This window comes from Parahoeflea alexandrii (assembly GCF_024105735.1).
Lineage (GTDB): Bacteria > Pseudomonadota > Alphaproteobacteria > Rhizobiales > Rhizobiaceae > Hoeflea > Hoeflea alexandrii.
Genome location: NZ_JAAAML010000003.1, coordinates 585,243 through 607,543, shown reverse-complemented (window position 1 = coordinate 607,543; position 22,301 = coordinate 585,243). Strand labels below are relative to the sequence as shown.

General features: G+C 63.0%; 20 protein-coding genes. 10 read left to right on the top strand and 10 right to left on the bottom strand.

The features are described from left to right. Positions 1-4: 4 nt before the first annotated feature. From ribD to GTW23_RS17780, 8 genes are all read right to left on the bottom strand, one after another. On the bottom strand, positions 5-1,108 hold the full coding sequence (ribD, locus tag GTW23_RS17815) for a bifunctional diaminohydroxyphosphoribosylaminopyrimidine deaminase/5-amino-6-(5-phosphoribosylamino)uracil reductase RibD (protein WP_252916760.1): 1,104 nt from the start codon (positions 1,106-1,108) through the stop codon (positions 5-7). Positions 1,109-1,112: 4 nt separating this feature from the next. Then, entirely contained in the window at positions 1,113-1,595 is a 483-nt protein-coding gene (nrdR, locus tag GTW23_RS17810; protein WP_152009213.1) for a transcriptional regulator NrdR, read from the bottom strand. Positions 1,596-1,601: 6 nt separating this feature from the next. Further along, positions 1,602-2,915 (bottom strand): serine hydroxymethyltransferase, encoded by a 1,314-nt coding sequence (gene glyA / locus GTW23_RS17805; protein WP_252916759.1) that lies wholly within the window; start codon positions 2,913-2,915, stop codon positions 1,602-1,604. 260 nt (positions 2,916-3,175) lie between these two features. Next, complete coding sequence (locus tag GTW23_RS17800; protein WP_152009214.1) at positions 3,176-4,447, bottom strand: L,D-transpeptidase family protein; 1,272 nt, start codon at positions 4,445-4,447, stop codon at positions 3,176-3,178. Between the two features lie 374 nt (positions 4,448-4,821). Further along, the gene (locus tag GTW23_RS17795; protein WP_152009215.1) at positions 4,822-5,322 is read right to left on the bottom strand and encodes a hypothetical protein; all 501 of its coding nucleotides are present in this window, start codon (positions 5,320-5,322) and stop codon (positions 4,822-4,824) included. Between the two features lie 48 nt (positions 5,323-5,370). After that, on the bottom strand, positions 5,371-5,784 hold the full coding sequence (locus GTW23_RS17790; protein WP_152009216.1) for a hypothetical protein: 414 nt from the start codon (positions 5,782-5,784) through the stop codon (positions 5,371-5,373). A gap of 242 nt (positions 5,785-6,026) precedes the next feature. Further along, positions 6,027-6,551: a transcriptional regulator LdtR gene (gene ldtR, locus GTW23_RS17785; RefSeq protein WP_244615184.1), complete on the bottom strand. Its 525-nt coding sequence runs from the start codon at positions 6,549-6,551 to the stop codon at positions 6,027-6,029. 125 nt (positions 6,552-6,676) lie between these two features. Continuing rightward, positions 6,677-7,123, bottom strand: a complete 447-nt coding sequence (locus GTW23_RS17780; protein WP_152009217.1) for a DUF6163 family protein — start codon at positions 7,121-7,123, stop codon at positions 6,677-6,679. 225 nt (positions 7,124-7,348) lie between these two features. Here GTW23_RS17780 and hemB point away from each other — a divergent pair, with 225 nt between their 5' ends. Together hemB and GTW23_RS17770 are read left to right on the top strand one after the other, a co-directional pair. Beyond that, positions 7,349-8,404 (top strand): porphobilinogen synthase, encoded by a 1,056-nt coding sequence (gene hemB / locus GTW23_RS17775; RefSeq protein ID WP_152009218.1) that lies wholly within the window; start codon positions 7,349-7,351, stop codon positions 8,402-8,404. Between the two features lie 99 nt (positions 8,405-8,503). Beyond that, positions 8,504-8,974, top strand: a complete 471-nt coding sequence (locus tag GTW23_RS17770) for an RDD family protein (protein WP_382264411.1) — start codon at positions 8,504-8,506, stop codon at positions 8,972-8,974. 1 nt (position 8,975) lies between these two features. Here GTW23_RS17770 and GTW23_RS17765 read toward each other — a convergent pair whose 3' ends face one another. Beyond that, positions 8,976-9,446: an Lrp/AsnC family transcriptional regulator gene (locus GTW23_RS17765; RefSeq protein WP_252916758.1), complete on the bottom strand. Its 471-nt coding sequence runs from the start codon at positions 9,444-9,446 to the stop codon at positions 8,976-8,978. A gap of 126 nt (positions 9,447-9,572) precedes the next feature. Here GTW23_RS17765 and GTW23_RS17760 point away from each other — a divergent pair, with 126 nt between their 5' ends. From GTW23_RS17760 to GTW23_RS17740, 5 genes are all read left to right on the top strand, one after another. Further along, on the top strand, positions 9,573-12,992 hold the full coding sequence (locus GTW23_RS17760) for an indolepyruvate ferredoxin oxidoreductase family protein (protein WP_252916757.1): 3,420 nt from the start codon (positions 9,573-9,575) through the stop codon (positions 12,990-12,992). A 194-nt stretch (positions 12,993-13,186) separates the two neighbouring features. Then, the gene (locus tag GTW23_RS17755; protein ID WP_152009221.1) at positions 13,187-15,007 is read left to right on the top strand and encodes an SLC13 family permease; all 1,821 of its coding nucleotides are present in this window, start codon (positions 13,187-13,189) and stop codon (positions 15,005-15,007) included. Between the two features lie 19 nt (positions 15,008-15,026). Beyond that, positions 15,027-15,776: an arginyltransferase gene (locus tag GTW23_RS17750; protein WP_252916756.1), complete on the top strand. Its 750-nt coding sequence runs from the start codon at positions 15,027-15,029 to the stop codon at positions 15,774-15,776. A 106-nt stretch (positions 15,777-15,882) separates the two neighbouring features. Beyond that, positions 15,883-16,794 (top strand): DMT family transporter, encoded by a 912-nt coding sequence (locus GTW23_RS17745; protein ID WP_152009223.1) that lies wholly within the window; start codon positions 15,883-15,885, stop codon positions 16,792-16,794. 112 nt (positions 16,795-16,906) lie between these two features. Continuing rightward, positions 16,907-17,668 (top strand): DUF3750 domain-containing protein, encoded by a 762-nt coding sequence (locus GTW23_RS17740; protein ID WP_252916755.1) that lies wholly within the window; start codon positions 16,907-16,909, stop codon positions 17,666-17,668. Here GTW23_RS17740 and parC read toward each other — a convergent pair. Continuing rightward, positions 17,661-19,907: a DNA topoisomerase IV subunit A gene (gene parC / locus GTW23_RS17735; RefSeq protein ID WP_152009225.1), complete on the bottom strand. Its 2,247-nt coding sequence runs from the start codon at positions 19,905-19,907 to the stop codon at positions 17,661-17,663. The genes GTW23_RS17740 and parC overlap by 8 nt on opposite strands. A gap of 168 nt (positions 19,908-20,075) precedes the next feature. Here parC and GTW23_RS17730 point away from each other — a divergent pair, with 168 nt between their 5' ends. The 3 genes from GTW23_RS17730 to GTW23_RS17720 all read left to right on the top strand — a co-directional run bounded on the left by GTW23_RS17730 (position 20,076) and on the right by GTW23_RS17720 (position 22,199). Next, the gene (locus GTW23_RS17730; protein WP_252916754.1) at positions 20,076-20,465 is read left to right on the top strand and encodes an MAPEG family protein; all 390 of its coding nucleotides are present in this window, start codon (positions 20,076-20,078) and stop codon (positions 20,463-20,465) included. A gap of 112 nt (positions 20,466-20,577) precedes the next feature. Continuing rightward, positions 20,578-20,928 carry a YciI family protein gene (locus GTW23_RS17725; protein ID WP_152009227.1) on the top strand — a complete coding sequence of 117 codons (351 nt, stop codon included), beginning with the start codon at positions 20,578-20,580 and terminating at the stop codon, positions 20,926-20,928. A 5-nt stretch (positions 20,929-20,933) separates the two neighbouring features. Continuing rightward, positions 20,934-22,199 (top strand): RNA polymerase sigma factor, encoded by a 1,266-nt coding sequence (locus GTW23_RS17720; RefSeq protein ID WP_252916753.1) that lies wholly within the window; start codon positions 20,934-20,936, stop codon positions 22,197-22,199. Positions 22,200-22,301 lie beyond the last annotated feature (102 nt).

Genomic DNA, 22,301 nt, shown 5'->3' with positions numbered 1-22,301 from the left:
GGTGTCAGGCCCTTTCGTATTCATCCATCTGGTCGGTCCCGTATGTCATGGAAGCGACCAGCCGGAAAGCCTCGGGGATGGTGGTCCTGGTGACCGGTGCGTTCACCGCATCGCCGTCAACACTCCCCTCACCCGTCAACAGGATCAGGCGGTCGACAAGATCCTCGGCCAGAAAGGTGCGGGCGACATCGGCGCCGCCTTCGACGAATACCGTCGAGAGGCCGCGGGCCGCGATATCCTCGAGCAGTTCCGGCAGCGCGATGCGCCCGTCATGGGCGTCGCAGGCGAGGAATTCCACGCCCAGTTCAGCGAGCTCGGCCCGGCGCGGATCATCCGGAGCGGCGGCAGTGGCAATCCACAGGGGAACATCCCGCGCCGTTGCCACAAGCCGGGACCCGGCCGGCAGTCTGAGTTGGGTATCAAGGACAAGGCGGACCGGAGACCGGTCTTCCAGCCCCGGAAGCCGGCAGGTCAGCTCGGGATCATCATTGATGGCGGTGCCGACCCCGATCAGGATCACATCCGAGCGGGCGCGTAGCGCATGGACCTGGTGACGGGCGATCTCGCCGGTAATGGCCACCTGCCGGCCGTCGCGCCGTCCGATCATGCCATTGGCAGAGACTGCGAGCTTGAGGGTCACATGCGCGCGGTTGCTGGTGCGCCGCTTGAGGTAGCCCGCCAGATCGCGTTCCGCCTCGCGCGCCAGCACGCCCTCCTCGACCTCGATGCCCGCGGCGCGCAATATGGCGTAACCGCGGCCGGAGACGCGTTCGTCGGGATCGGTCGCAGCCGCCACCACACGGGTGACACCAGAGGCGACCAGGGCCTCCGCGCAAGGCGGCGTGCGGCCATGATGGGCGCAAGGTTCAAGCGTGACATAGGCGGTTGCGCCGCGCGCCAGCTCTCCGGCTTCGGCAAGGGCTTGGGGCTCAGCGTGCGGACGGCCGCCAATGGCGGTGACGCCGCGTCCGACGATCACCGGCGCGCCGTCGATCTCGCGCACGATCAGTGTTGCAACAGACGGATTGGAACCTGTGCGGCCCTCGTGCCAGCGCGCCAGCCGGATTGCCGCCGCCATGAAACGGCGGTCGCGCGCGCTCACGGCCATCGTGTCAGATATCCCCGACGGAACTGTCATTGGCGATCCGGGCAGTCAGCTCGGCGATGGTGCGCTCGAAATCCTCCGGCCCGGAGAAATCCCGGTAGACCGAAGCATACCGAACAAACCCCACATCATCCAAAGCCTTGAGCGCCTCGAGCACCAGCAGGCCGATCTCGTCGGTGGCAATCTCGGTTTCTCCCGAGCTTTCCAGCCGGCGCACGATGCCCGAAACCGCGCGATCGATGCGCTCGGGATCAACCGGGCGCTTGCGCAGCGCGATCTGGAAGGATTTCGCCAGCTTGTCGCGATCGAAGGGAACCCTGCGGCCGGTTTTCTTCAGAACCTGCAAGTCGCGCAACTGAACGCGCTCGAAGGTGGTGAAACGTCCGCCACAATCGGGACAGACCCGCCGGCGACGGATCGCGGCGCCATCTTCGGCTGGCCGCGAATCCTTCACCTGGCTGTCTTCGGAACCGCAATAGGGACAGCGCATACCGGCTTACCCGAGATGCGGATAAAGCGGGAAACGGTTCGTCAGCGCCACCACTTTTTCCTTCACCGCGGCTTCCACCTGGGCGTTACCCTCCTCCGAGTTGGCGGCCTTGAGGCCGTCGAGAACCTCGAGGATCAATGCGCCGATTTCGCGGAATTCGGCCTCGCCAAAGCCACGGGTGGTGCCGGCCGGCGTGCCGAGACGCACACCCGAGGTAATCGTCGGCTTTTCCGGGTCGTTGGGGACACCGTTCTTGTTGCAGGTGATGAAGGCGCGACCGAGCGCGGATTCCGACGCCTTGCCGGTCAGGTTCTTCGGCCTGAGGTCAACCAGCATCAGGTGGGTGTCGGTGCCACCGGAGACGATCTCGAGGCCACCGGCCACGAGAGTTTCGGCCAACACCTCGGCGTTGCGGACAACGTTGCCGATGTAGTGCTTGAAGTCCGGGGTCAGTGCCTCACCGAAGGCCACAGCCTTGGCTGCGATGACATGCATCAGCGGACCACCCTGCAGGCCGGGGAAGACTGCCGAATTGATCTTCTTGGCGATATCCTCGTCATTGGTCAGAACGATGCCGCCGCGCGGCCCGCGCAAGGTCTTGTGGGTGGTCGAAGTCGCCACGTGGGCATGCGGGAACGGACTTGGATGGGCGCCGCCGGCGACGAGACCGGCAAAATGCGCCATGTCGACCCACAGGATGGCATCAACCGCGTCGGCAATGGCGCGGAACCGGGCGAAATCGATGCGGCGCGAATAGGCCGAGCCGCCAGCGATGATGATGCGCGGCTTGTGCTCGTGAGCGAGCGCCTCGACCTGGTCATAGTCGATGGTGCCGGTGGCGAGGTCGAGGCCATACTGGACCGCGTTGAACCATTTTCCCGACAGGTTGGGCCGGGCGCCATGGGTCAGGTGACCGCCGGCATCGAGGCTCATGCCCAGAAGCGTGTCGCCGGGCTTGGCGAGAGCCAGAAGCACGGCCTGGTTGGCCTGCGAACCTGAATTGGGCTGGACGTTGGCGAAGCCGCAGTCAAACAGCTGCTTGACCCGGTCAATGGCCAGTTCCTCGGCGATATCGACAAAGTGGCAACCGCCATAATAGCGACGGCCCGGATAGCCCTCGGCATACTTGTTGGTCATCACCGAGCCCTGCGCTTCCAGAACCGCGCGAGAGACGATGTTCTCTGAAGCGATCAACTCGATCTCGTGGCGCTGGCGGCCGAGCTCGCTCTGAATGGAACCGAACAGTGCGGGATCGGCATCAGCCAGGGTGCGGTTGAACGATGCATCTGAAAAACGGGCGGCGGCGGTCGCGTTGGACATGTTCCGGGTTCCTTGTGTGACTCGGGGTATGGCTCGGGTCTGACGTAACGTCCGCCTGTGGTCTGGCGACGTCCAAAGATTAGCTCGAATCCGGAGCAATGTGTTCCGGTCCGGATGCGGCTGTTTACCCCCGTCGCATGACGAGGGCAATATCCGCCGTCCTGATTGCGTCATTGTGCAGCGCAGAACAAAAAACCGCCCGGCAAGGGGCGGTTTTCAGGATCATCTCTCAGCAATCATCTCTCAGCAATGGTGCCGGTTCAGCGCAGCGCCAGTTCGTCGACGCCGTCGCGCTGGTAGACATCGTCACGGAACTGGACAATTCCGTCCCCAGAGGCCCAGGCGGTGAAGTAAGTGAAATAGACCGGCACCGGAGTCGACAGCGCAATCTCGGTGTTTTCCCCCGAAGCGATCGTCGCCTCGATAGCCTGGCGGTTCCAGCCGGGCGTGTCGCGCAGCAGCCAGGTGTTGAGATCGCGCACGTTCTGCACACGCACGCAGCCCGAGGATTCAAACCGCATGAGCTGGTTGAAGACGCCCTGCTGCGGGGTGTCGTGCATGTAGACCGCGTGCGGATTGTGAAAATTGATCTTGGTCGAGGACATGGCGTTGCCCTTGCCCGGATCCTGACGGAACATCAGTTCCGGCGCCTTTTCAGCATGCCAGTCGACCATTTCCGGCGCGACTTCCTCGCCCTTGCCGTCGAACAGGCGGATGTTGTTGCGCGCCAGATAGGTTGGATCCTTGCGCATCAGGGGAACGATGTCCTTCTCGATGATCGAGCGCGGCGAGGTCCAATAGGGGTTGAGAATGATCTCGTGGATCTTCGAATTGAGGATCGGCGTCTGACGGTCAATCTTGCCGACAATGGCTGTATGGCGCAGCGCCACCGAGCCGTTCTCCACGGCCTCGATCTGGGCAGCCGGAATGTTGACCATGACATAACGGTCGCCAAGGAAGCCCGACATCGAGCGCAGCCGCACGAGGTTCGTCTCCAACTGACCGAGGCGGACATCGGCGGAGACATTGAGCGCCTGGTAGGAGTAGCTGCCGAGCACACCGTCCGGCGGAAGGCCATGGCGGGCCTGGAACTTCTTGACCGCGCCGTCGACATAGGAATCGAATGCATTGGAGAGACCGGCGTTGCGGTCAAGATCGCCCGATGCCATCAGCCGCTGACGCAGGAGGCGGACTTCGGGTTCGGAGACACCCATGCGCAGCTTCTTGGTGGCGGGCACGATCGGCCAGCCGCCGCGGGCGACAAGGTTCTGGTAGTCGAAGATTGCGCGCTCGACGAAGGCGATGGTGTCGGCGCTCGCAATCGGGTGACGTGTGGCGGTCGCTGCCACAGAGCGCGAACTCTTGGCGTCGAACTGGTCGTCCCAGGTGCCGCGGCGCGGCGAATTGATGATATCTTCAATCGCGGACTGAGCCAGAGCAGGACCTGCCACGACGGTCGTAGCGGCCAGCGCTGCGGCGCGACCGATAAAACGGCGACGGGAGAGTGTATCAGGTCGGGTTGGCTTGTTCATGCGTCATCCACCATGCAATCGGTTCTAGCGTCAGGTCCGGTTTTTCGTACCATTGTTAACGTTAAGAAATGGGGACCAAAACTGCTCCTTCAAGCAAGCCGCAACACTTTTGCGTGAGCCCGCGACCGGAGAAAACCGCATTTCCACAGCCCCATTCTTAGCACATCCGGTCTCACGGCAATATGGCTAATTGATGTTCCGGATTCGGCAATGCCGCAAGGTGACGGCAAGAGACCTGCCCAGCGCGCACCCTGCCCGGCTGTTTGCAGCGAACTTGCTTCATGCCATCGTGCCAAACCAGGGGGCGCTGACGCCGCCGCATGAGAAAAGCCGGCGCCCGTTGCGCCGGCTGATTGCCAAAGGCCTACGGGATCCTACTTCGCGGTAATGTAGGGATCCCAGGTGATGTCGCGGACGATCGGGTGCAGACCCGAACTCGTGATCTCGACGAAGATCTGGTAGACCTGCTGGCCGGCGTTGACCGCCTGGGCCAGCCAGTAGGCACCGGGCGACGTGCCCGGCAGATGATAGGGGATGGGTGCGCCTTCGCTGCCGCCGAAGACATTGCCCTGGGAGACGTTGAAGCCGGTGATCTTCACCGTGTCGGCGGAACCACCCATGAGTTCATTGATGGCAATGACCTCGAAACTCATGATGTCTCCGGCATTGCACACGGTCGACAGTTCCAGTCCCCCCTCGTTGCTGCTGCCGTTGTTGACGCGGTTGTCGAACATGTAGATGCCGCGCGAATTGGTTCCCGGCGGCTGCGAGATGAGGTACTTGGTGTCGAGCGCGATCGTGACGGCGGTCTGGACGATGGGAGCTCTCAGGTTCGGCTTTCTGTTCTGACTGATCAATACCATGGCGTTGGACATTTCTATTCCTTCCTCGGTTTGGCTGATGATTGTCCGGTGTCTGGAAAATCAGCTGACGGTCAGCGTCGGCGTGGTCACGCTGACCTGGAACGGGGTGGCATTTCCGACCCGCAGAACGAAGCTGTAGGGCTGATTGCCGCCCTGGTTGGCCGCCTGCGCGGTCCAGACCTTGGCATTGTTGTCCCACATGGCGGGTATCTGGGTTCCCCAGGCATTGGAGTTGCCGAAGGATGTAAACTCCACCGTCACATCGGATGTCGCATCGATGTTGATGACCTGAAAACAGACGTTCGAGGCCTTCGATACATTGGTGTCCAGATCGAGCGACCCCTCGCCTGTGCTGCCGCTGTTGACACGATTGTCGACCATGTAGACGCCGGCGGTGGAATTCTGCTTGGCCGCGTTGGTGTCGACATAGACCTGGATCTGGACGGGGCAATTGCCCGGACTTGGCTGGCTCATGAGATGTCTCCTCGTATTTGGGTTGAAGTGCCGGATCGGCATTCCCGAGCCGGAATGCCGCTTATCAGGCTAGGCTTATATTCTATAGGTTGCAATCAATAATCATAAATATTTTAAGTTGTATTTAGAGACACGACTGTTCCACACCGGCGGAGGCGTCTGCCGCCCGGACCGGGAGCGCAAACGAAAAGCGGCGGGTTTGGAGCCCGCCGCGTTTTACTGGATTGGTATGGACCGCCGGTTCAGAGGCGATAGAGGATCTGGTCGTTCCAGAACCGGTCGAGGCGCTGCATCAGCTTGTTGAGCTCCTCGAACTCGCTGGCGCCGATACCGCCGACCTTGGCGATCGAATTGATGTGACGGTCATAAAGCGCGCCTACCGTCTCGGCGATTTCGGCACCGTGCTCGGTCAGGCTGATGCGCACTGCGCGGCGATCGACCCGCGAACGCTGGTGATTGATGTAGCCGAGATCAACGAGCTTCTTGAGATTGTAGGAGACGTTGGAGCCGAGATAGTAGCCGCGGCTGCGCAACTCGCCCGCCGTCAGTTCGGAATTGCCGATGTTGAACAGCAGCAAGGCCTGGATGGCATTGATGTCGGTGCGATTGGCGCGGTCGAACTCGTCCTTGATGACATCGAGAAGACGGCGGTGGAGCCGCTCGACCAGCTGCAGTGATTCCAGATAGAGATCACGCAGGGCCTCGGATTCGTCGTTTGCAACTGCGGATTTGGGTCCCGCCGCAAGAGCTGAATTGGTATATGACATGATGACTGCCTCACTGTTTGTTGTGGCGGCTTTTGTTCCCGCCTTGAGACAGACCCTATCGAATACGCCTAAAATTCTACTTAAACTGCAAGCTTAACAGCGGGTTACCCGTCACCGACCGTCAATCAAAGTGAATCAGTTGTTACCTGCCTGGCGTCAAAGCGTCGCTTGACGAAGAGTGCCATGCGAAACCCGACATAGACGCAGATGACCACCGCGTGGGCTGCAATCAGCAGCGGACGCTCTCCGAACCATTGTGGCAAGCCCTGGTGCATGATGATTTCAGAACCGGCCGCCACCACCCAGAGCACTGGTCCCCAGGAGACCTGCATCCACAGGCCGACCGCCGCCACCGGCAGCAAAACCGCAAGCGAGGCCGATGCCAGTTGCCAGTAGGACGGGATAAGATCGAACCGGTAGACGCCGCCATCGGAGTAACCGATCAGACGCCCCCAATAGTGCAGCCCTGCAAGCAGCGAACTCAACGCCACCAGCCGGACGAACAGCCGGAAGCTGGCTTCGATCGCGCCGGTGCCGACTTCCGGGGCGGTGCCGATCTGCAGTATCGCCATTCAGGAAACTCCTTGTCCGGGGGGCGCGGGTGACAACAGCCCCCGACGGGCTCCTGTCATAGCCAATCCGCCGCGTGCGGTGCAAGCCCGTGGGCAAACACGGATGAGACCGGATGATTTGTCCGGCTTGACCGTTTGCCCCCCGGTGCGGTCTAAAGCGACTGATACGAACGCACCGGGCCTGGCGAGGACGCCGGGGCAGCGGAAGCCAAGGGATGGAAAGACATGGGCGAGGACAAGAAGAACACGGCTGCCGGACTGAAGGCTGCGGCGGCGAGCGATGTGGATCAGATCACCGGCCACCGCCGGATGCGCCGGACCCGGATCGCCGAGTGGTCGCGGCGACTGACCCGCGAGACCCGGCTGACCGTCGATGACCTGATCTGGCCGATCTTCATCATTCCCGGAACAAATGTGCTTGAGCCGATCGACGCCATGCCCGGCGTCAGCCGCATGTCGGTCGACAAGGCGGTGGAAGCGGCCAAAATGGCGGCCGATCTTGGAATTCCTGCGCTCGCCACCTTCCCCAATGTCGAAATGGAACACCGCGACCAAACCGGATCCTATGCGCTTGAAGCCGACAACCTGATCAACCGGGCCACACGCGCCATCAAGAAGGAAGTGCCCCAAATCGGGATCATCACCGATGTGGCCCTCGACCCCTTCACCGATCACGGCCATGACGGGGTGTTGCGCAACGGCGAGATCGTCAATGACGAGACCGTGCGCATCATCGCCGCGGCCGCCGTTCACCAGGCCGATGCGGGCGCCGACATCATCGCACCGTCGGACATGATGGACGGGCGCATCGGCGCGATCCGCCAGGCACTCGATGCCGCCGGCCACCAGTCGGTCGGCATCATGTCCTATGCCACCAAGTTCGCCTCGGCGCTTTACGGCCCCTACCGCGAGGCGATCGGCACCTCGGGACTGCTCAAGGGCGACAAGCGCACCTACTACCTCGATCCCGCCAACGCCACCGAGGCGATCCGGGACGCGGGCCTCGATGTCGAGGAAGGTGCGGACATGCTGATGGTCAAGCCGGGGCTCACCTATCTCGACATCTGCCGCGCGCTGAAGGACACCTACGGCCTGCCGGTCTTCGCCTACCAGGTGTCGGGCGAGTATTCGATGGTCAAGGCCGGAGCCGCCGCCGGCTATATCGACGGCGAACGGGTGATGATGGAAAAACTGCTGGCCTTCAAGCGCGCAGGCTGCGACGGCGTGCTGACCTATTTCGCCCCGGAAGCGGCCCGGCAGCTTGCCAAGGGCGGCTGGTGATCCGCTGCGGCTCGTCCGAAACCCTTTAAGTCCGGGGCTCGAGTTCCTACATCAGATTGAGCGTGGGCGACCTGTCCGCGCCGATGACAGGAGAAACCGATGAGCCAGCCGATCCGCGAAAGTGCAGACAATCCCGCCATGGGCGCTTACGATGATATCGCGCTTTATGACGGTGTGCGCACCAAGCGTGTGCTGGCGTTTTTCATCGACTACGCCATCGTTCTGGCGCTGTGTGTACCGGTGGCGGTGCTGATCTTCTTCATCGGCATCTTTACGCTTGGCTTGGGCTTCTTCCTCTACCCGCTGCTGTTCCTGCTGGTCGCCATTCCCTATATCGGCATGTCGATGGGCGGGCCGAACCAGGCCACGCCCGGCATGCGGGTGATGGGCATCCGACTTGCGCGCCTCGACGGCCGCCCGGTCGATTTCATGCTGGCCGTCGTCCACGGCGTGCTGTTCTGGGCGCTCAACGCTGTGCTGACCCCGTTCATCCTGCTCGCCACGCTGGTGCTCGACCGCAAGCAGACCGTGCACGACTGGCTGCTCGGCACCGTGGTGGTGCGGGGGTAAGTCACACCTCTACCCGCGTCTCGTGCTTTAGCTGCCTCAGGATCAAATTGGTCTTCACCGTCGAGACGCCTTCGAGCGCGAACATGAAGTCCTCCAGGAACGCGTTGTAGGCCGCAAGATCGCGGCAGCGGATGCGCAGGTGGTAGTCGGCGTCGCCGGTGGTGGCGAAGCAGTCGAGCACTTCCGGGCGTCCCATCACCGCCTGAATGAAATTCTCGACATGACCGGCCTGGTGACGCGAGAGCACCACGTGCATCATTGCATGGAAGTCCAGGCCGACCGCTTCGGGATTGACGAGCGCGGTGTAGCGCTCGATGACGCCGTCCTCCTCCAGCGCCTTGACCCGCCGCCAGCAGGCGGATGCCGACATGCCCGCGCGCTCGGCCAGGTCCTGGTTGGAGATACGGCCATCCTGCTGCAGCGCCTTGAGGATCTGCCGGTCTGCGGGCGGCATTTCAGATTCTCTGGTCATTCCGGATAATTTTTTCTCTGCAAGATATAAGGTTGGAGACTCCTGCCATATTTATGGCCGCAATCGGCCAATCTGGCAAGATCTGCCAGCGTGGGAGTGGTATGGTGACGGACAGAGGAGCTGCCCATGACATTCCACACACCCGCCCCATCCAATTACACGCTCAACGACCGCTACGCGCTCGCATCCGGCCGGGTGTTCATGACCGGCACGCAGGCGCTGGTCCGGGCGCTGTTCGATCAGGCCCGGCGCGACCGCGAGGCGGGGCTCAAGACCGGCGGGTTTGTCTCGGGCTATCGCGGCTCGCCGCTCGGCGGCCTCGACATGGAACTGTGGCGGCAGAAGGCGCGTCTCAAGGAAGGCGCGATCGAGTTCCTGCCCGCGGTCAACGAAGATCTGGCGGCGACCGCGGTGCTCGGCTCGCAACAGGTTGAGACCAATCCGAACCGGCAGGTCGAAGGCGTGTTCGGGCTCTGGTACGGCAAGGGTCCGGGCGTCGACCGGGCGGGCGACGCACTCAAGCACGGCAACGCCTATGGCTCCTCGCCGCATGGCGGGGTGCTGGTGGTGGCCGGCGACGACCATGGCTGCGTTTCCTCGTCGATGCCGCACCAGTCGGACGTGGCGTTCATGGCCTGGTTCATGCCGACGCTGAATCCGGCCAGTGTGGCCGAATATCTCGAGTTCGCCGAATATGGCTACGCGCTGTCACGCTATTCGGGCATGTGGGTCGGCTTCAAGGCTATTTCGGAAACGGTCGAGGGCGCCAGTTCCTTCCTGCTCAAGCCTGACCGCGTGTTTGCCGAGCCGGACTTCCAGATCCCGGCGACCGGCCTGCACTACCGCTGGCCGGATCTGCCCGGCCCGCAGATCGAGGAGCGGATGGAGGCCAAGAAACACGCGGTCTTCGCCTTCGCCGATGCCAACCCGATCGACCGGGCGATCTATGGGGTGACTGACGCGCGGTTCGGCTTCGTGACCACCGGCAAGGCGCATCTCGACCTGATGGAGGCGCTCAGGCTGCTCGGGCTCGACGAGGCGCGCTGCCGGGCGCTCGGCATCGACATCTACAAGGTCGGCATGGTCTGGCCGCTGGCGCGGCGCGCGGCGCTCGATTTCGTCCGGGAGAAACGCGAAGTGGTGGTGATCGAGGAGAAGCGCGGCATCATCGAAAGCCAGTTCAAGGAGTATTTCTACGACTGGCCCGGCGACAAGCCGCAGCGCATGGTCGGCAAGCATGACGAAACCGGGCGGCGGCTGATCCCCTGGACCGGCGAATTGTCGCCGAGACAACTGGTCCCGCTGATCGCCAAGCGGCTCGACGGCGTGTTCCGGGGCGAGGATTTTGCCGCGCGGTCTGCGGAAATCACCGGCCTACCGCTGGTCTCGCTGTCCGACCCCGGCGCAACGCGCACGCCCTATTTCTGCTCCGGCTGTCCGCACAACACCTCGACCAAGGTGCCCGAGGGCTCGAAGGCGCTGGCCGGCATCGGCTGTCATTTCATGGCCAGCTGGATGGACCGCGAGACCTCGTCGCTGATCCAGATGGGCGGCGAAGGCGTCAACTGGGCGGCCTCCTCGCGCTTTACCGGCAAGAACCACATCTTCCAGAATCTCGGTGAAGGCACCTGGTATCATTCGGGCTCGATGGCGATCCGCCAGGCGATCGCGGCCAAGGCCAACATCACCTACAAGATCCTCTACAATGATGCCGTGGCCATGACCGGCGGGCAGCCGGTGGACGGACCGGTCAGCGTTCAGGCGATCGCCCATATCTGCCGCGCCGAGGGTGTCGAGCGGATCGCGCTGGTGTCAGATGATCCGGACAAGTTCTCGGCTGCGGATTTCCCGGGCGGGATCAGCATCCATGCCCGGGCCGAAATGGACGCCGTCCAGCGCGAATTGCGCGAGGTTCCGGGCGTCTCGGTGCTGATCTACGAGCAGACCTGCGCCACCGAGAAGCGCCGCCGACGCAAGCGCGGCGAGTTGCCGGATCCGAAGACATTCGCGGTTATCAACGAGCTGGTCTGCGAGGGCTGCGGCGATTGCTCGACCGAATCCAATTGTCTCAGCATCGAGCCGAAGGAAACCGAATTCGGCCGCAAACGGCAGATCAACCAGTCCAACTGCAACAAGGACATGTCCTGCCTCAATGGCTTCTGCCCGAGCTTCGTCACCATCGAAGGCGCAGAGCGGCGCAAGCCGAAACCGGCGGATCTCGACATCGAGCAGCTGATGCAGGGCGTCCCCCTGCCCGCGCTTCCAGGCCTTGACGCGCCGTTCAACCTGCTGGTTACCGGCGTTGGCGGCACCGGCGTGGTCACCGTCGGGCAATTGATCTCGATGGCGGCGCATCTGGAGGGCAAGGGTGCGAGCATTCTCGATTTTACCGGTTTTGCGCAGAAATTCGGCGCGGTGTTGAGCTTCGTGCGGATCGGCCGCGACCCGGATGCCATCAACCAGGTCCGCATCGACACCGGCATGGCGGACGCTGTGATAGGCTGCGATGTGGTCGTCTCCTCGTCACCCAAGGCATCGGGAACCTACCGCGCCGGAACATCGGTCGCGCTCAATCTCGCGTCGATGCCGACCGGCGATCTGGTGCTCAGGCGCGATGCCGATCTCAACATCGACAGCCGCGCCTCCGCCATCGCCGCAGTCGTCGGCGCTGACAATCTGGCTGCGTTTGACGCCAATTTGGCCTCCGAGGCGCTGTTCGGCGATGCCGTCTATGCCAATGTGATGATGCTCGGCTTTGCCTGGCAGCGCGGGCTGGTTCCGGTGACGCTCGATGCACTGATGCGGGCGATCGAACTCAACAATGTCGCAATCGACGCCAACAAGCGGGCGCTTGCCTGCGGCCGGCTGATGGCTTCCGACCCCTCGGCATTGGCTGCTCATCTCAACCCGAAACCAGACTTCGCAACCTCGCCCGAGAACATCATCGCGCGGCGGGCCGTGTTTCTGGAAGGCTACCAGAACCGGGCCTGGGCGGATCGTTATCGCAGCCGGATGACCGGGTTCGAGGCGAGGATGCCTGCCGAACTCGGGGCCGGATTGACCAGCGCGGCGGCAAAATCGCTGTTCAAGCTGATGTCCTACAAGGACGAATACGAAGTCGCACGGCTCCACCAGGATTCAGCGTTCCGCAGGAGCCTTGAGGACCGCTTCGAGGGCGAATTCAGGGTCGTTCATCATTTCGCGCCGCCGCTGCTCGCCGGCGGCAAGGATGCGCGCGGACGGCCGCTGAAGCGCGCCTTCGGGCCCGCCATCCGGCCAGCGCTCTCAATGCTCGCTCGGCTCAAGGGCCTGCGCGGTACGGCGCTCGATCCCTTCGGTTATACCGCCGAGCGCAAGATGGAGCGCGGGCTGATCGCGTGGTTCGAAACGCTGATGGCGCGCTGCGAGCGGGAAATCACGCCGGAGACAGCCGAAATCTGGCGCCAGGTGCTGTCCGCGCCAATGGACATACGCGGCTACGGCCCGGTCAAGCACGCGGCGGTCGACACGGTGAAAGCAAGGGTTGAAGCGCTGCTGCCGCGCTGACGGCTTGCAGAGGACGCCGCTGAGCCAAGAGCACCGGCGGCATGGACAGGCCGGAAGATTCGTTTCATGTTCGGTCAACCATCGCCTCAGCCGTTGCGCCGGAATTGAGCGGCCTGAAATATTCGCCCTAGGCGCGTGAGCCGGTGGCGCGGTAAAGTGGCAGCAGACAGCGCCACCGGAGTCGCCCCGTTTCCATGCCAGACTTTCATCTCATCGCCACGTTCGTGATCATCGCGGCCACCATCATTGCCTATGCCTCCGAGCGCTGGCCGATGGAGACGGTTTCGCTGGTCTCGCTTGCGGCCGTGCTGCTGCTGTTCGGGCTGTTTCCCTATTCCGGCCTCGACGGCGCGACCCTGGGTGCGGAAGAGTTACTGGCCGGCTTTGCAAACCCGGCACTAGCGACCGTCATCGCGCTGCTGATCGTCGGCCAGGGGCTGTTTGCGACGGACGCCATGGAAGCGCCTGCCCGCAAGCTCGGCCGGATGGGCGGAGCAGCGACATTCCGGCCAATCCTGTTCATCCTGGTCGGTGCCGCGATCTTCTCGGCCTTTCTCAACAACACACCTGTGGTGGTGATCTTCATCCCGATCCTGGTGGTGATCTCCGCGCAACGGTCGATTTCGCCGAGCCGGGTGTTCATACCGCTGTCCTTCATCACCATCCTGGGCGGGATGACCACGCTGATCGGCTCCTCGACCAACCTTCTGGTGGCGGGCGTGGTGCGCGACTACGGCTACGAGATCGGCTTCTTCGACGTCACCGGGATGGGCGTCATCCTGGCGCTGGTCGGTGGCGCCTATGTGCTTGGCGTGTTGCCGCGACTGTTGCCAGAACGGGTCGCCGAGCTGTCCGCCGGAGCAAAGTCCGGGGCGCAGTTCATCGGCGAGATCACGCTGACGCGGGATCATCCCTTTGTCGGCATATCCGCCAAGGCGGGGATGTTCCCGGGGCTCGGCGAACTGACGCTCAGGCTGCTGCAGCGCCGGGATGTGCCGGTTCTGCCGCCATTTGAGGATCTCACCCTGTCGGTCGGCGACACGCTTGTGGTAACCGGAACCCGGCGCGCCTTCTCCAAGGCACTGTCGCGCGGGGGCACGGGGCTGGAAAGCGAGGACGGCCCGCAGGAGGATACCGGCAAGGAGCTTCCGCCGGGCCCCGATTACCATCTTGCCGAAGCGGTGATCTCTCCGGGTTCGCGCTATGCCGGGCGAACCATCCAGCTGTCCGGCCTCAGACCGCAATTCGGCATTTCGGTGCTTGGCGTGCAGCGCAAGAGCCGCATGGCGCGCTCGGCCATGTCCGACATCAGGCTGGAACCGGGCGACACGCTGCTGATCGGCGGCCCGATGGAGGCGATCAAGCTCTTGCGGGGAAATCACGACTTGCTTCTGCTCGAGCATTCCGCCGAGGCCGTGCCGCAATCCCGCAAGGCACGGATCGCGGTGGCGATCTTTGCCGCCATCGTGCTGCTTTCGGCGTTCTCCGTCGTGCCCATCGTGGTGGCAGCGATTTGCGGCGCGGTGCTGATGCTCTTGACCGGATGTCTTTCGATCCTGCAGGCGGGCCGAGCCTTCGACCGGCAGATCTTTCTGCTGGTGGGCTCGTCGGTGGCGCTCGCCACCGCTCTTGAAATCACCGGCGGGGCCGCGCTGATCGCCTCTGCGTCGCTCAGCCTTATGGATGGCGCGTCGCCCGGCGTCGTCCTTTCAGGGCTCTTCCTGGTGATGGCTGTGCTAACCAACATCCTGTCGAACAATGCCACCGCGGTGCTGTTCACACCGATCGCGCTGGGGATCGCCAAGGGCATGGGCGCTCCGCCCGAGCCGTTCATCGCGGCGGTGATCTTTGCGTCAAACGCCTCGTTCGCCACGCCGATCGGCTATCAGACAAACCTGCTGGTGATGGGGCCCGGGCATTACCGGTTCAGCGATTTTCTTCGCGCCGGCACACCGCTTGTGATCATCATATGGTTGACGTTTTCGATACTTGCGCCATGGTATTATGGACTTTGAACAGTTCCGAATCCCAAACATGATGAACCAACCCATCAATTCCCCGCAGTTCTTTCTGACCGCTCCGTCGGACTGCCCCTATCTCGAGGGCCAGAGCGAACGGAAGGTTTTTACCCATCTGGTGGGCGAAAAGGCCTCGGAATTGAATGATCTTCTGACCCAGGGCGGCTTCCGCCGGTCGCAGAACATTGCCTACAGGCCGGCCTGCGAGACCTGCAGGGCCTGCGTCTCGGTGCGCATTCTCGCCAGCGAGTTCAAGCCGACCCGCTCGATGCGCCGCAACATCTCCGTCAATGCGGATCTGATTGCCGCCGAGTATCACGCGGAACCCTCGAGCGAGCAGTTCAAGCTGTTTCGCCGTTATCTCGACAGCCGTCACCAGAGCGGCGGCATGGCCGACATGAGCATCGGCGACTACGCGATGATGGTCGAGGATTCTCACGTCGACAGCCGCATCATCGAATACCGGGTGCGCACCGAGGGCGACGGACTGCAGGAGCATCCGGCGGGCGAATTGCTGGCAGTGGCGCTGACGGACCGGATGAGCGACGGTCTGTCGATGGTCTATTCGTTCTACAATCCGGACGTGACGGCACGCTCGCTCGGCACCTACATGATCCTCGATCACATCGAGCGCGCCCGGATGCTCGGCCTTCCGCATGTCTACATGGGCTACTGGGTCAAGGGTTCGCGCAAAATGGAATACAAGACCCGTTTTCAGCCGCAGGAACACCTGATGGCTCAGGGTTGGCAGCGCTATGCACCCTGACCTCTTCGTCCTCCTGTTTCCCGCCTGAACCAGTCCCACACAAACCCGATCCGAACCGAAGCCAGAACCAGACTGCCGTCCGGTTCCTCCAGCAAGGCCGCCAACCATGTCCGACCACATCCAGCAGGCGGCCGAGCATCGCAAGGGATTGCTGATCACGGCATTCGGGGGGCTGGCGCTGACCATCGACATCCCGCTGATCAAGCTGTCGGAGGGCGAAGCCTGGTCGGTTGTGGCCACACGCGGCGGGATGACCTTTTTCGCGGCGCTGGTGATGTGGGCCGGATTGCGGCTGTTTACCTCCAACCGTGACCCGATCATTCCGGGGCGTACCGGGCTTCTCGTGACCGGGCTTTATGGCATTGCAGCCATCAGCTTCATGCTGGCCGTGTTTCACACGACAACGGCCAACCTGGTGTTCATCCTTGCCTTCAACCCGATGTTTGCCGCCCTCATGGGCTGGCTGCTGATCGGCGAAAGGCCCAAGCCACAGACCTTCGTGGCAATGGCCGCGATGATCGTCGGCGTCGCCCTGATCGTCTCCGACGGGTTGCAGGCCGGCAACATGATCGGCAACGGGCTGGCGCTGTTCACCTCGCTGTTGTTGTCGCTGATCATCACGATCAGCCGGAAGGCCCGCACCGGCATGGGCTTTGCCCCGCTGATCGCGGCGATCGTGCCCTGCCTGGTCGGTCTTGTGATCATTGGCGGCCCCGGCGGCATTGTCCTGCCGCATCCGGGATGGCTGGCGCTCAACGGGCTTATCGTCATCCCGATCGCCTTCTGGTGCCTGGCGACGGGACCGAAATACATCTCCGGGCCGGAAGTGGCGATGTTCTACCTGCTCGAAACCATCCTGGCGCCGGTCTGGATGTGGCTGATCTTTTCGGAGGCCCCTACCCGGCTCGGCCTGATCGGCGGGGCTATCATCGTCACGGCGCTTGTTGCGCATTCCCTGTGGCAACTTTCCGCGCACCGTCGCGCGGTTCGCAGCCTGGCGCCGCGGCATCCGCTCTGAAGCGGATGCCAACACCACGCGGGCCTCTGACCCTGTCAAAGTTTTGAAAGCGCCCTAATCTGGTCTTAAGGCAGTGATCAACTGCGCGCATTCAAACCGTCTGGATCGGCCCGTGTCGAAGATCAAGAAAATCATCCTTGTTGTCGTGCTGTGCTTCGTCGCCCCGGCGCTGGCCTCGCTCGGCGTTCGTGCCGCGGGCTCGCAACCGGGCTCCTGGCGAACCGCGGACTGGTCGTCTTCCGGGCTGCTGCCCGAGGCCTCCACGGACCGGGAAGCGGCGGTCTATGTGATGGCGGCGCGGACCGGCGGATTAAAAGGCGCGCTCGCCGTTCACAGCTGGATCGTGACCAAGGACAGGGATGCGGTGCGCTACACCCGCTATGACAAGGTCGGCTGGGGCAGCCCGATCCGCACCAATTCCTATCCCGCCGACGGCCGCTGGTACTCCAACACTCCGGACGTGCTGCTGGCGCTTCACGGCGGGCAAGCCGCCCGGCTGATCCCGCAGATCGAGGCTGCGGTCGAGGCCTATCCGTTTGCCGGTTTTGGCGATTACCGGATCTGGCCGGGGCCGAATTCCAATTCCTTTGTCGCCCATGTGCTCAGGCAGGTTCCCGAGCTTGAGCTTGCACTGCCGCCGGAAGCGGTCGGCCGCGACTTCCGCCCTTTCGGTGATTTCGTCACGCTGACGCCGGACTGGCGCAATCTCGAAGTCTCTCTCGGTGGATATGCCGGGTTTGCCATAGGCACGCTCTACGGCCTCGAACTGAGACTTGCCGGACTGGTCTTCGGCCTGGACGTGATGCGCCCGGCGCTCAAGTTGCCGGGCTTTGGACGGATCGGGATGGAACGGGATACCGGGCTGGTCAGCTGAACTTGCCGGACCGCGGGAAGCCCTTGGGCACCAGGCGGCCTGCCTGTGCGCGGTCGGCAATCCACTCGGTGAGTTCTTCCTTCTTGCGGTTGTGCATCCGTCCGGCGCTGTCTTCCCAGGTGAGCCCGTCCTCCATGACGAAGCAGCGGATATCGGACACGCCGCCATCCTTGTAGCGCTGCAGTCGAACGCCCTTGCCACGGCTCATTTCGGGCAATTGCTCGAGCGGGAAGATCAGCATCTTGCGGTTCTCGCCGATGATGGCGACGTGATCGCCGGTAACAGGCACGCACAGCCGGGTTTCCACCGGCAGGCTGACATTCATGATCTGCTTGCCCTTGCGGGTGTTGGCGACCATGTCGCTTTCAGCCACGATGAAGCCGTTGCCGACGGTCGAGGCAATAAGCAGCTTGCGCGCCGGATCATGCACAAAGGCGGTCAGCACCGCCTGGTCATTGTCCATGTCGACGATGATCCTGAGCGGCTCGCCATGCCCGCGTCCACCCGGCAGCTTGTCGGCGCCGAGCGTGTAGGCCTTGCCGCCGGTGGTGACTATGACCAGCTTGTCGGTGGTGTTGGCGTGGAAGGCGAGTTTCAGTTGATCGCCGTCCTTGAACTGCAAGCCGGCATAATCGGCCATGTGGCCCTTCATCGCCCGGATCCAGCCCTTCTCGGAGATCACAACGGTGATCGGTTCTTTCTCGATCATCGCCTGCTCGATGGCCGCGAGATCGGCCACCGGCGCCTCGGCGAATTTGGTGCGGCGCGCACCGAGTTCGGTTTCCTTGGAGAAGGTCTTGCGGACATTGCCGATTTCCCACGCCACCGTCTGCCACTGCTTGGCGTCGGAGGCGAGCAAGGCCTCGATCTCGGCCTTCTCGTTGGTCAGGCCATCAAATTCCTTGCGGATTTCAAGCTCTTCGAGCTTGCGCAACGACCGCAGCCGCATGTTGAGGATGGCTTCGGCCTGAACATCGGTCAGCTCGAAGGTCTTCATCAGTTCGAGCTTGGGCTCATCCTCTTCACGGATGATGCGGATCACCTCATCGAGATTGAGATAGGCGATCAGGAAGCCCGACAGGAGCTCCAGACGCCGTTCGATGGCCGCCAGGCGATGGCGGGAGCGGCGCTGCAGCACCTCACGGCGGTGCGCCAGCCATTCGGACAGCACCTCGGCCAGGTTCATCACCTTGGGCACCTTGCCCATCGACAGGACATTGAGGTTGAGCGGGATGCGGTTTTCGAGATCCGAGAGGCGGAACAGCGATTCCATCAGCAGGTTGGGATCGACCGCACGGCTCTTTGGGACCAGCACCAGGCGCACGTCTTCGGCGGATTCATCGCGGACGTCATCGAGCAGCGGCAGGCGGCGGGCGATCAGCAGTTCGGCGATCTTCTCGATCAGCCGCGACTTCTGCACCTGGTAGGGCATCTCGGTGACAACGATCTGGTAGCCGCCCCGACCGGTCTCCTCGACTTCCCACTTGGCGCGAACCCGGAAGCCGCCTCGGCCAGTGCGGTAGGATTCGAGGATGGATTCGCGGCTGTCGATAACGACGCCGCCGGTGGGGAAGTCCGGACCTTCGACATATTGCAGCAGGTCCTCGACCGTGGCCTCGGGCTTGCGGATCAGGGCGAGTGCCGCATCGCAGAGTTCGGCGGCATTGTGCGGCGGAATCGAGGTCGCCATGCCGACGGCGATACCGGTGGCGCCATTGGCGAGCAGGTTGGGGAACGCGCCGGGGAGAACAACCGGCTCGCTGTTTTCCTCGTCATAGGTGGTGCGGAAATCCACCGCGTCCTCGCCGATGCCCTCGATCAGCAGTTCAGCGACCGCGGTCATCTTCGATTCGGTGTAGCGCATCGCGGCGGCACTATCGCCGTCGATGTTGCCGAAATTGCCCTGGCCGTTGGCGAGCGGGTAGCGAACGGCAAAATCCTGGGCCAGCCGCACCAGCGCGTCATAGATCGACTGGTCGCCATGGGGATGGAAGTTACCCATCACCTCACCGACGATCTTGGCGCATTTCTTGAACGACCCGGCCGAGCGCAGGCCCATCTCGCTCATCGCGTAGACGATGCGCCGGTGCACCGGCTTCATGCCATCGCGCACATCGGGCAGCGCACGGTGCATGATCGTCGACAGCGCATAGGCCAGATAGCGCTCCTCGAGCGCCTTTTTCAGGTCGATGCCCTGAATGTCATCGCCGCCGCCGGGCGGTATCAAGCTTTTTCCCATGGGGCTGGATTAGAGGAAGCCCTGATTCGGGGCAAGAGGCGCCGGCATCGGCGGCATCAAGAGGAAACTTCCGCCAGTCTGTCGATTTCGAGAAAGCCCGTTCGTCGACATGACAGTGCGATCGATCGAAAGCACATCACTATCGACCCGAGACAAAGGAAAACACCGATGATGCACCTGACCGGACTGTACTCCGTGCCGCTGGCGCTGATGATGATGGGACTTTCCGCCCATGTCAGCGTTCTGCGGGGAAAGACCGCCATCTCCATTCTCGATGGGGGCAACATGGCCCTTGCCGAGCGGATACGGCGGCATGGCAATTTTGCCGAGAACGTTCCAATCGCACTTCTGTTGATGGCTCTTGCCGAAGCCTCGGCATCGGCGCCCTTGTGGACCCATGCGGCTGGCCTTGCGCTTCTTGCCGGCCGGATCCTTCACCCGCTTGGCCTGTTCGACGACAGGCCGGTGACCGCCGCCCGCATCGCCGGTGGTTCCCTGACATGGCTCTCCATGCTGATTTCGATGGTGAACATCGTCCTCGCCCAGTGGGACACATAATTTTTTCACGCCCGATGTCGAAACGGGCTCCGCCCGTTCGTCCCCTTGACGTAAACTCCGGCCCCGGCGGATACCGCTGTGGCCTCAACCACCGAGGAAAAGGAAGCAGACCATGAAATATCTTGCACTGATCTACGCGGCACCCGGAGCCGGACCGGATTACGGCACACCGGAATTCGGCCCCTACATGGACGGATACCGCGCGGCTACCGAAACCTACCAGCGTGACGGCGTCATGCTGGCGGGCGAAGCCCTGCAGGACACGTCGACTGCAACGACTGTGCGGATTCGCAACGGCAAGACGGATACAATGGACGGACCATTTGCCGAAACCAAGGAACAGCTTGGCGGGTTCTACCTGCTGGACTGCGCCAATCTTGACGAGGCGATCCGCTATGCCGCGATGATCCCGACAGCCGAGCACGGATCGGTGGAAGTCCGGCCGATCATGGAAATCGAATAGCCCGGATGGCATCCGACGTCCCCGAGCTGGAGGACCGCGCGCGCAAGGCCATAGAGGCACTTGCGCGCGCAGAGACAGGCCGTCTGCTGGGCGCACTGTTGCGCGATGTCCGCGATTTCCAGATGGCGGAAGACTGTCTGCAGGAGGCGCTGGAATCGGCGTTGTTGCACTGGTCCCGCAACGGGCTGCCGGACTCTCGCGCAGGGTGGGTGCTGCAAGCGGCGCGCCGAAAAGCCATCGACCGGTTCCGGCGGGCACGCAATTTCGACCGCAAGGCGGAGGAGTACGGTCTGCTGATCGAGCTTGACCAGCAAGCCTTGAGCCGCGAGGAACCGCCGGAGATACCCGATGAACGCCTGCGCCTGATCTTCACCTGCTGCCATCCGGCGCTGGACAGCAAGACCCGTGTCGCCTTGACCCTGAGAACGCTGTGCGGGCTGACAACCCGGGAGATCGCCCGGGCCTTTCTGTATGCGACGGAGGCGATGGCGCAGCGGCTGGTGCGGGCGCGTCACAAGATCACCAAGGCCGGCATTCCCTTTGCAATTCCCGAGCCGGATCACTGGGCGGAACGGCTCAACTCGGTGCTCTCGGTGATCTACCTGATCTTCAACGAAGGCTATTCGGCGACCGCAGGCCCGGACCTGCTGCGTCATGACCTGTGCCTCGAGGCGATCCGGCTGGGACGGCTGATGCTGGAACTGGCCCCCGGCGACGCGGAATGCGAGGGATTGCTGGCGCTGATGCTGCTCAACCACTCACGTGCCCAGGCTCGGATTGACGATCACGGCAGGATGATCCCGCTCGATCAACAGGATCGGAGCCTTTGGAGCAGTAGCGAAATCGACGAGGGCAGCCGGACACTTGAGCGGGCGCTCGCCCGCCGACGCGCAGGCCTGTTTCAGCTGCAAGCGGCCATCAGTGCCCTGCATGCCGAGGCAACGAGCCACGCGGACACGGACTGGCACCAGATCGTGCTTCTGTACGAGGCCATGCACGCACGTTCGGACAATCCGGTCTACCTGCTCAACCGCGCCGCGGCACTGTCCTATGCGCATGGCGCGGACCAGGCGCTGGAGGCTCTTGGCGCCGTCGAAGCCGCGCTCGGCGGTTATCAGCCGTTTCATGCCGCCAGGGCGGATCTGCTGCGCCGGACGGGTCAGTTCGAGGCCGCCCGGCAAAGCTACCGGCGCGCCATCGAGCTCAGCGGCAACGAAAGCGAACGCCAGTTCCTGGCAAGCCGGATGGCGGCGATGGAGCAGAGCACATAGGACCGCCTTGCGGCCTCATCCGCACCACAAAGCTGTGGACGATGCAGCGACAGGTACCTAGTTTATTAAAACACGGCACCACTGACCCAACGGCCGGCCAGG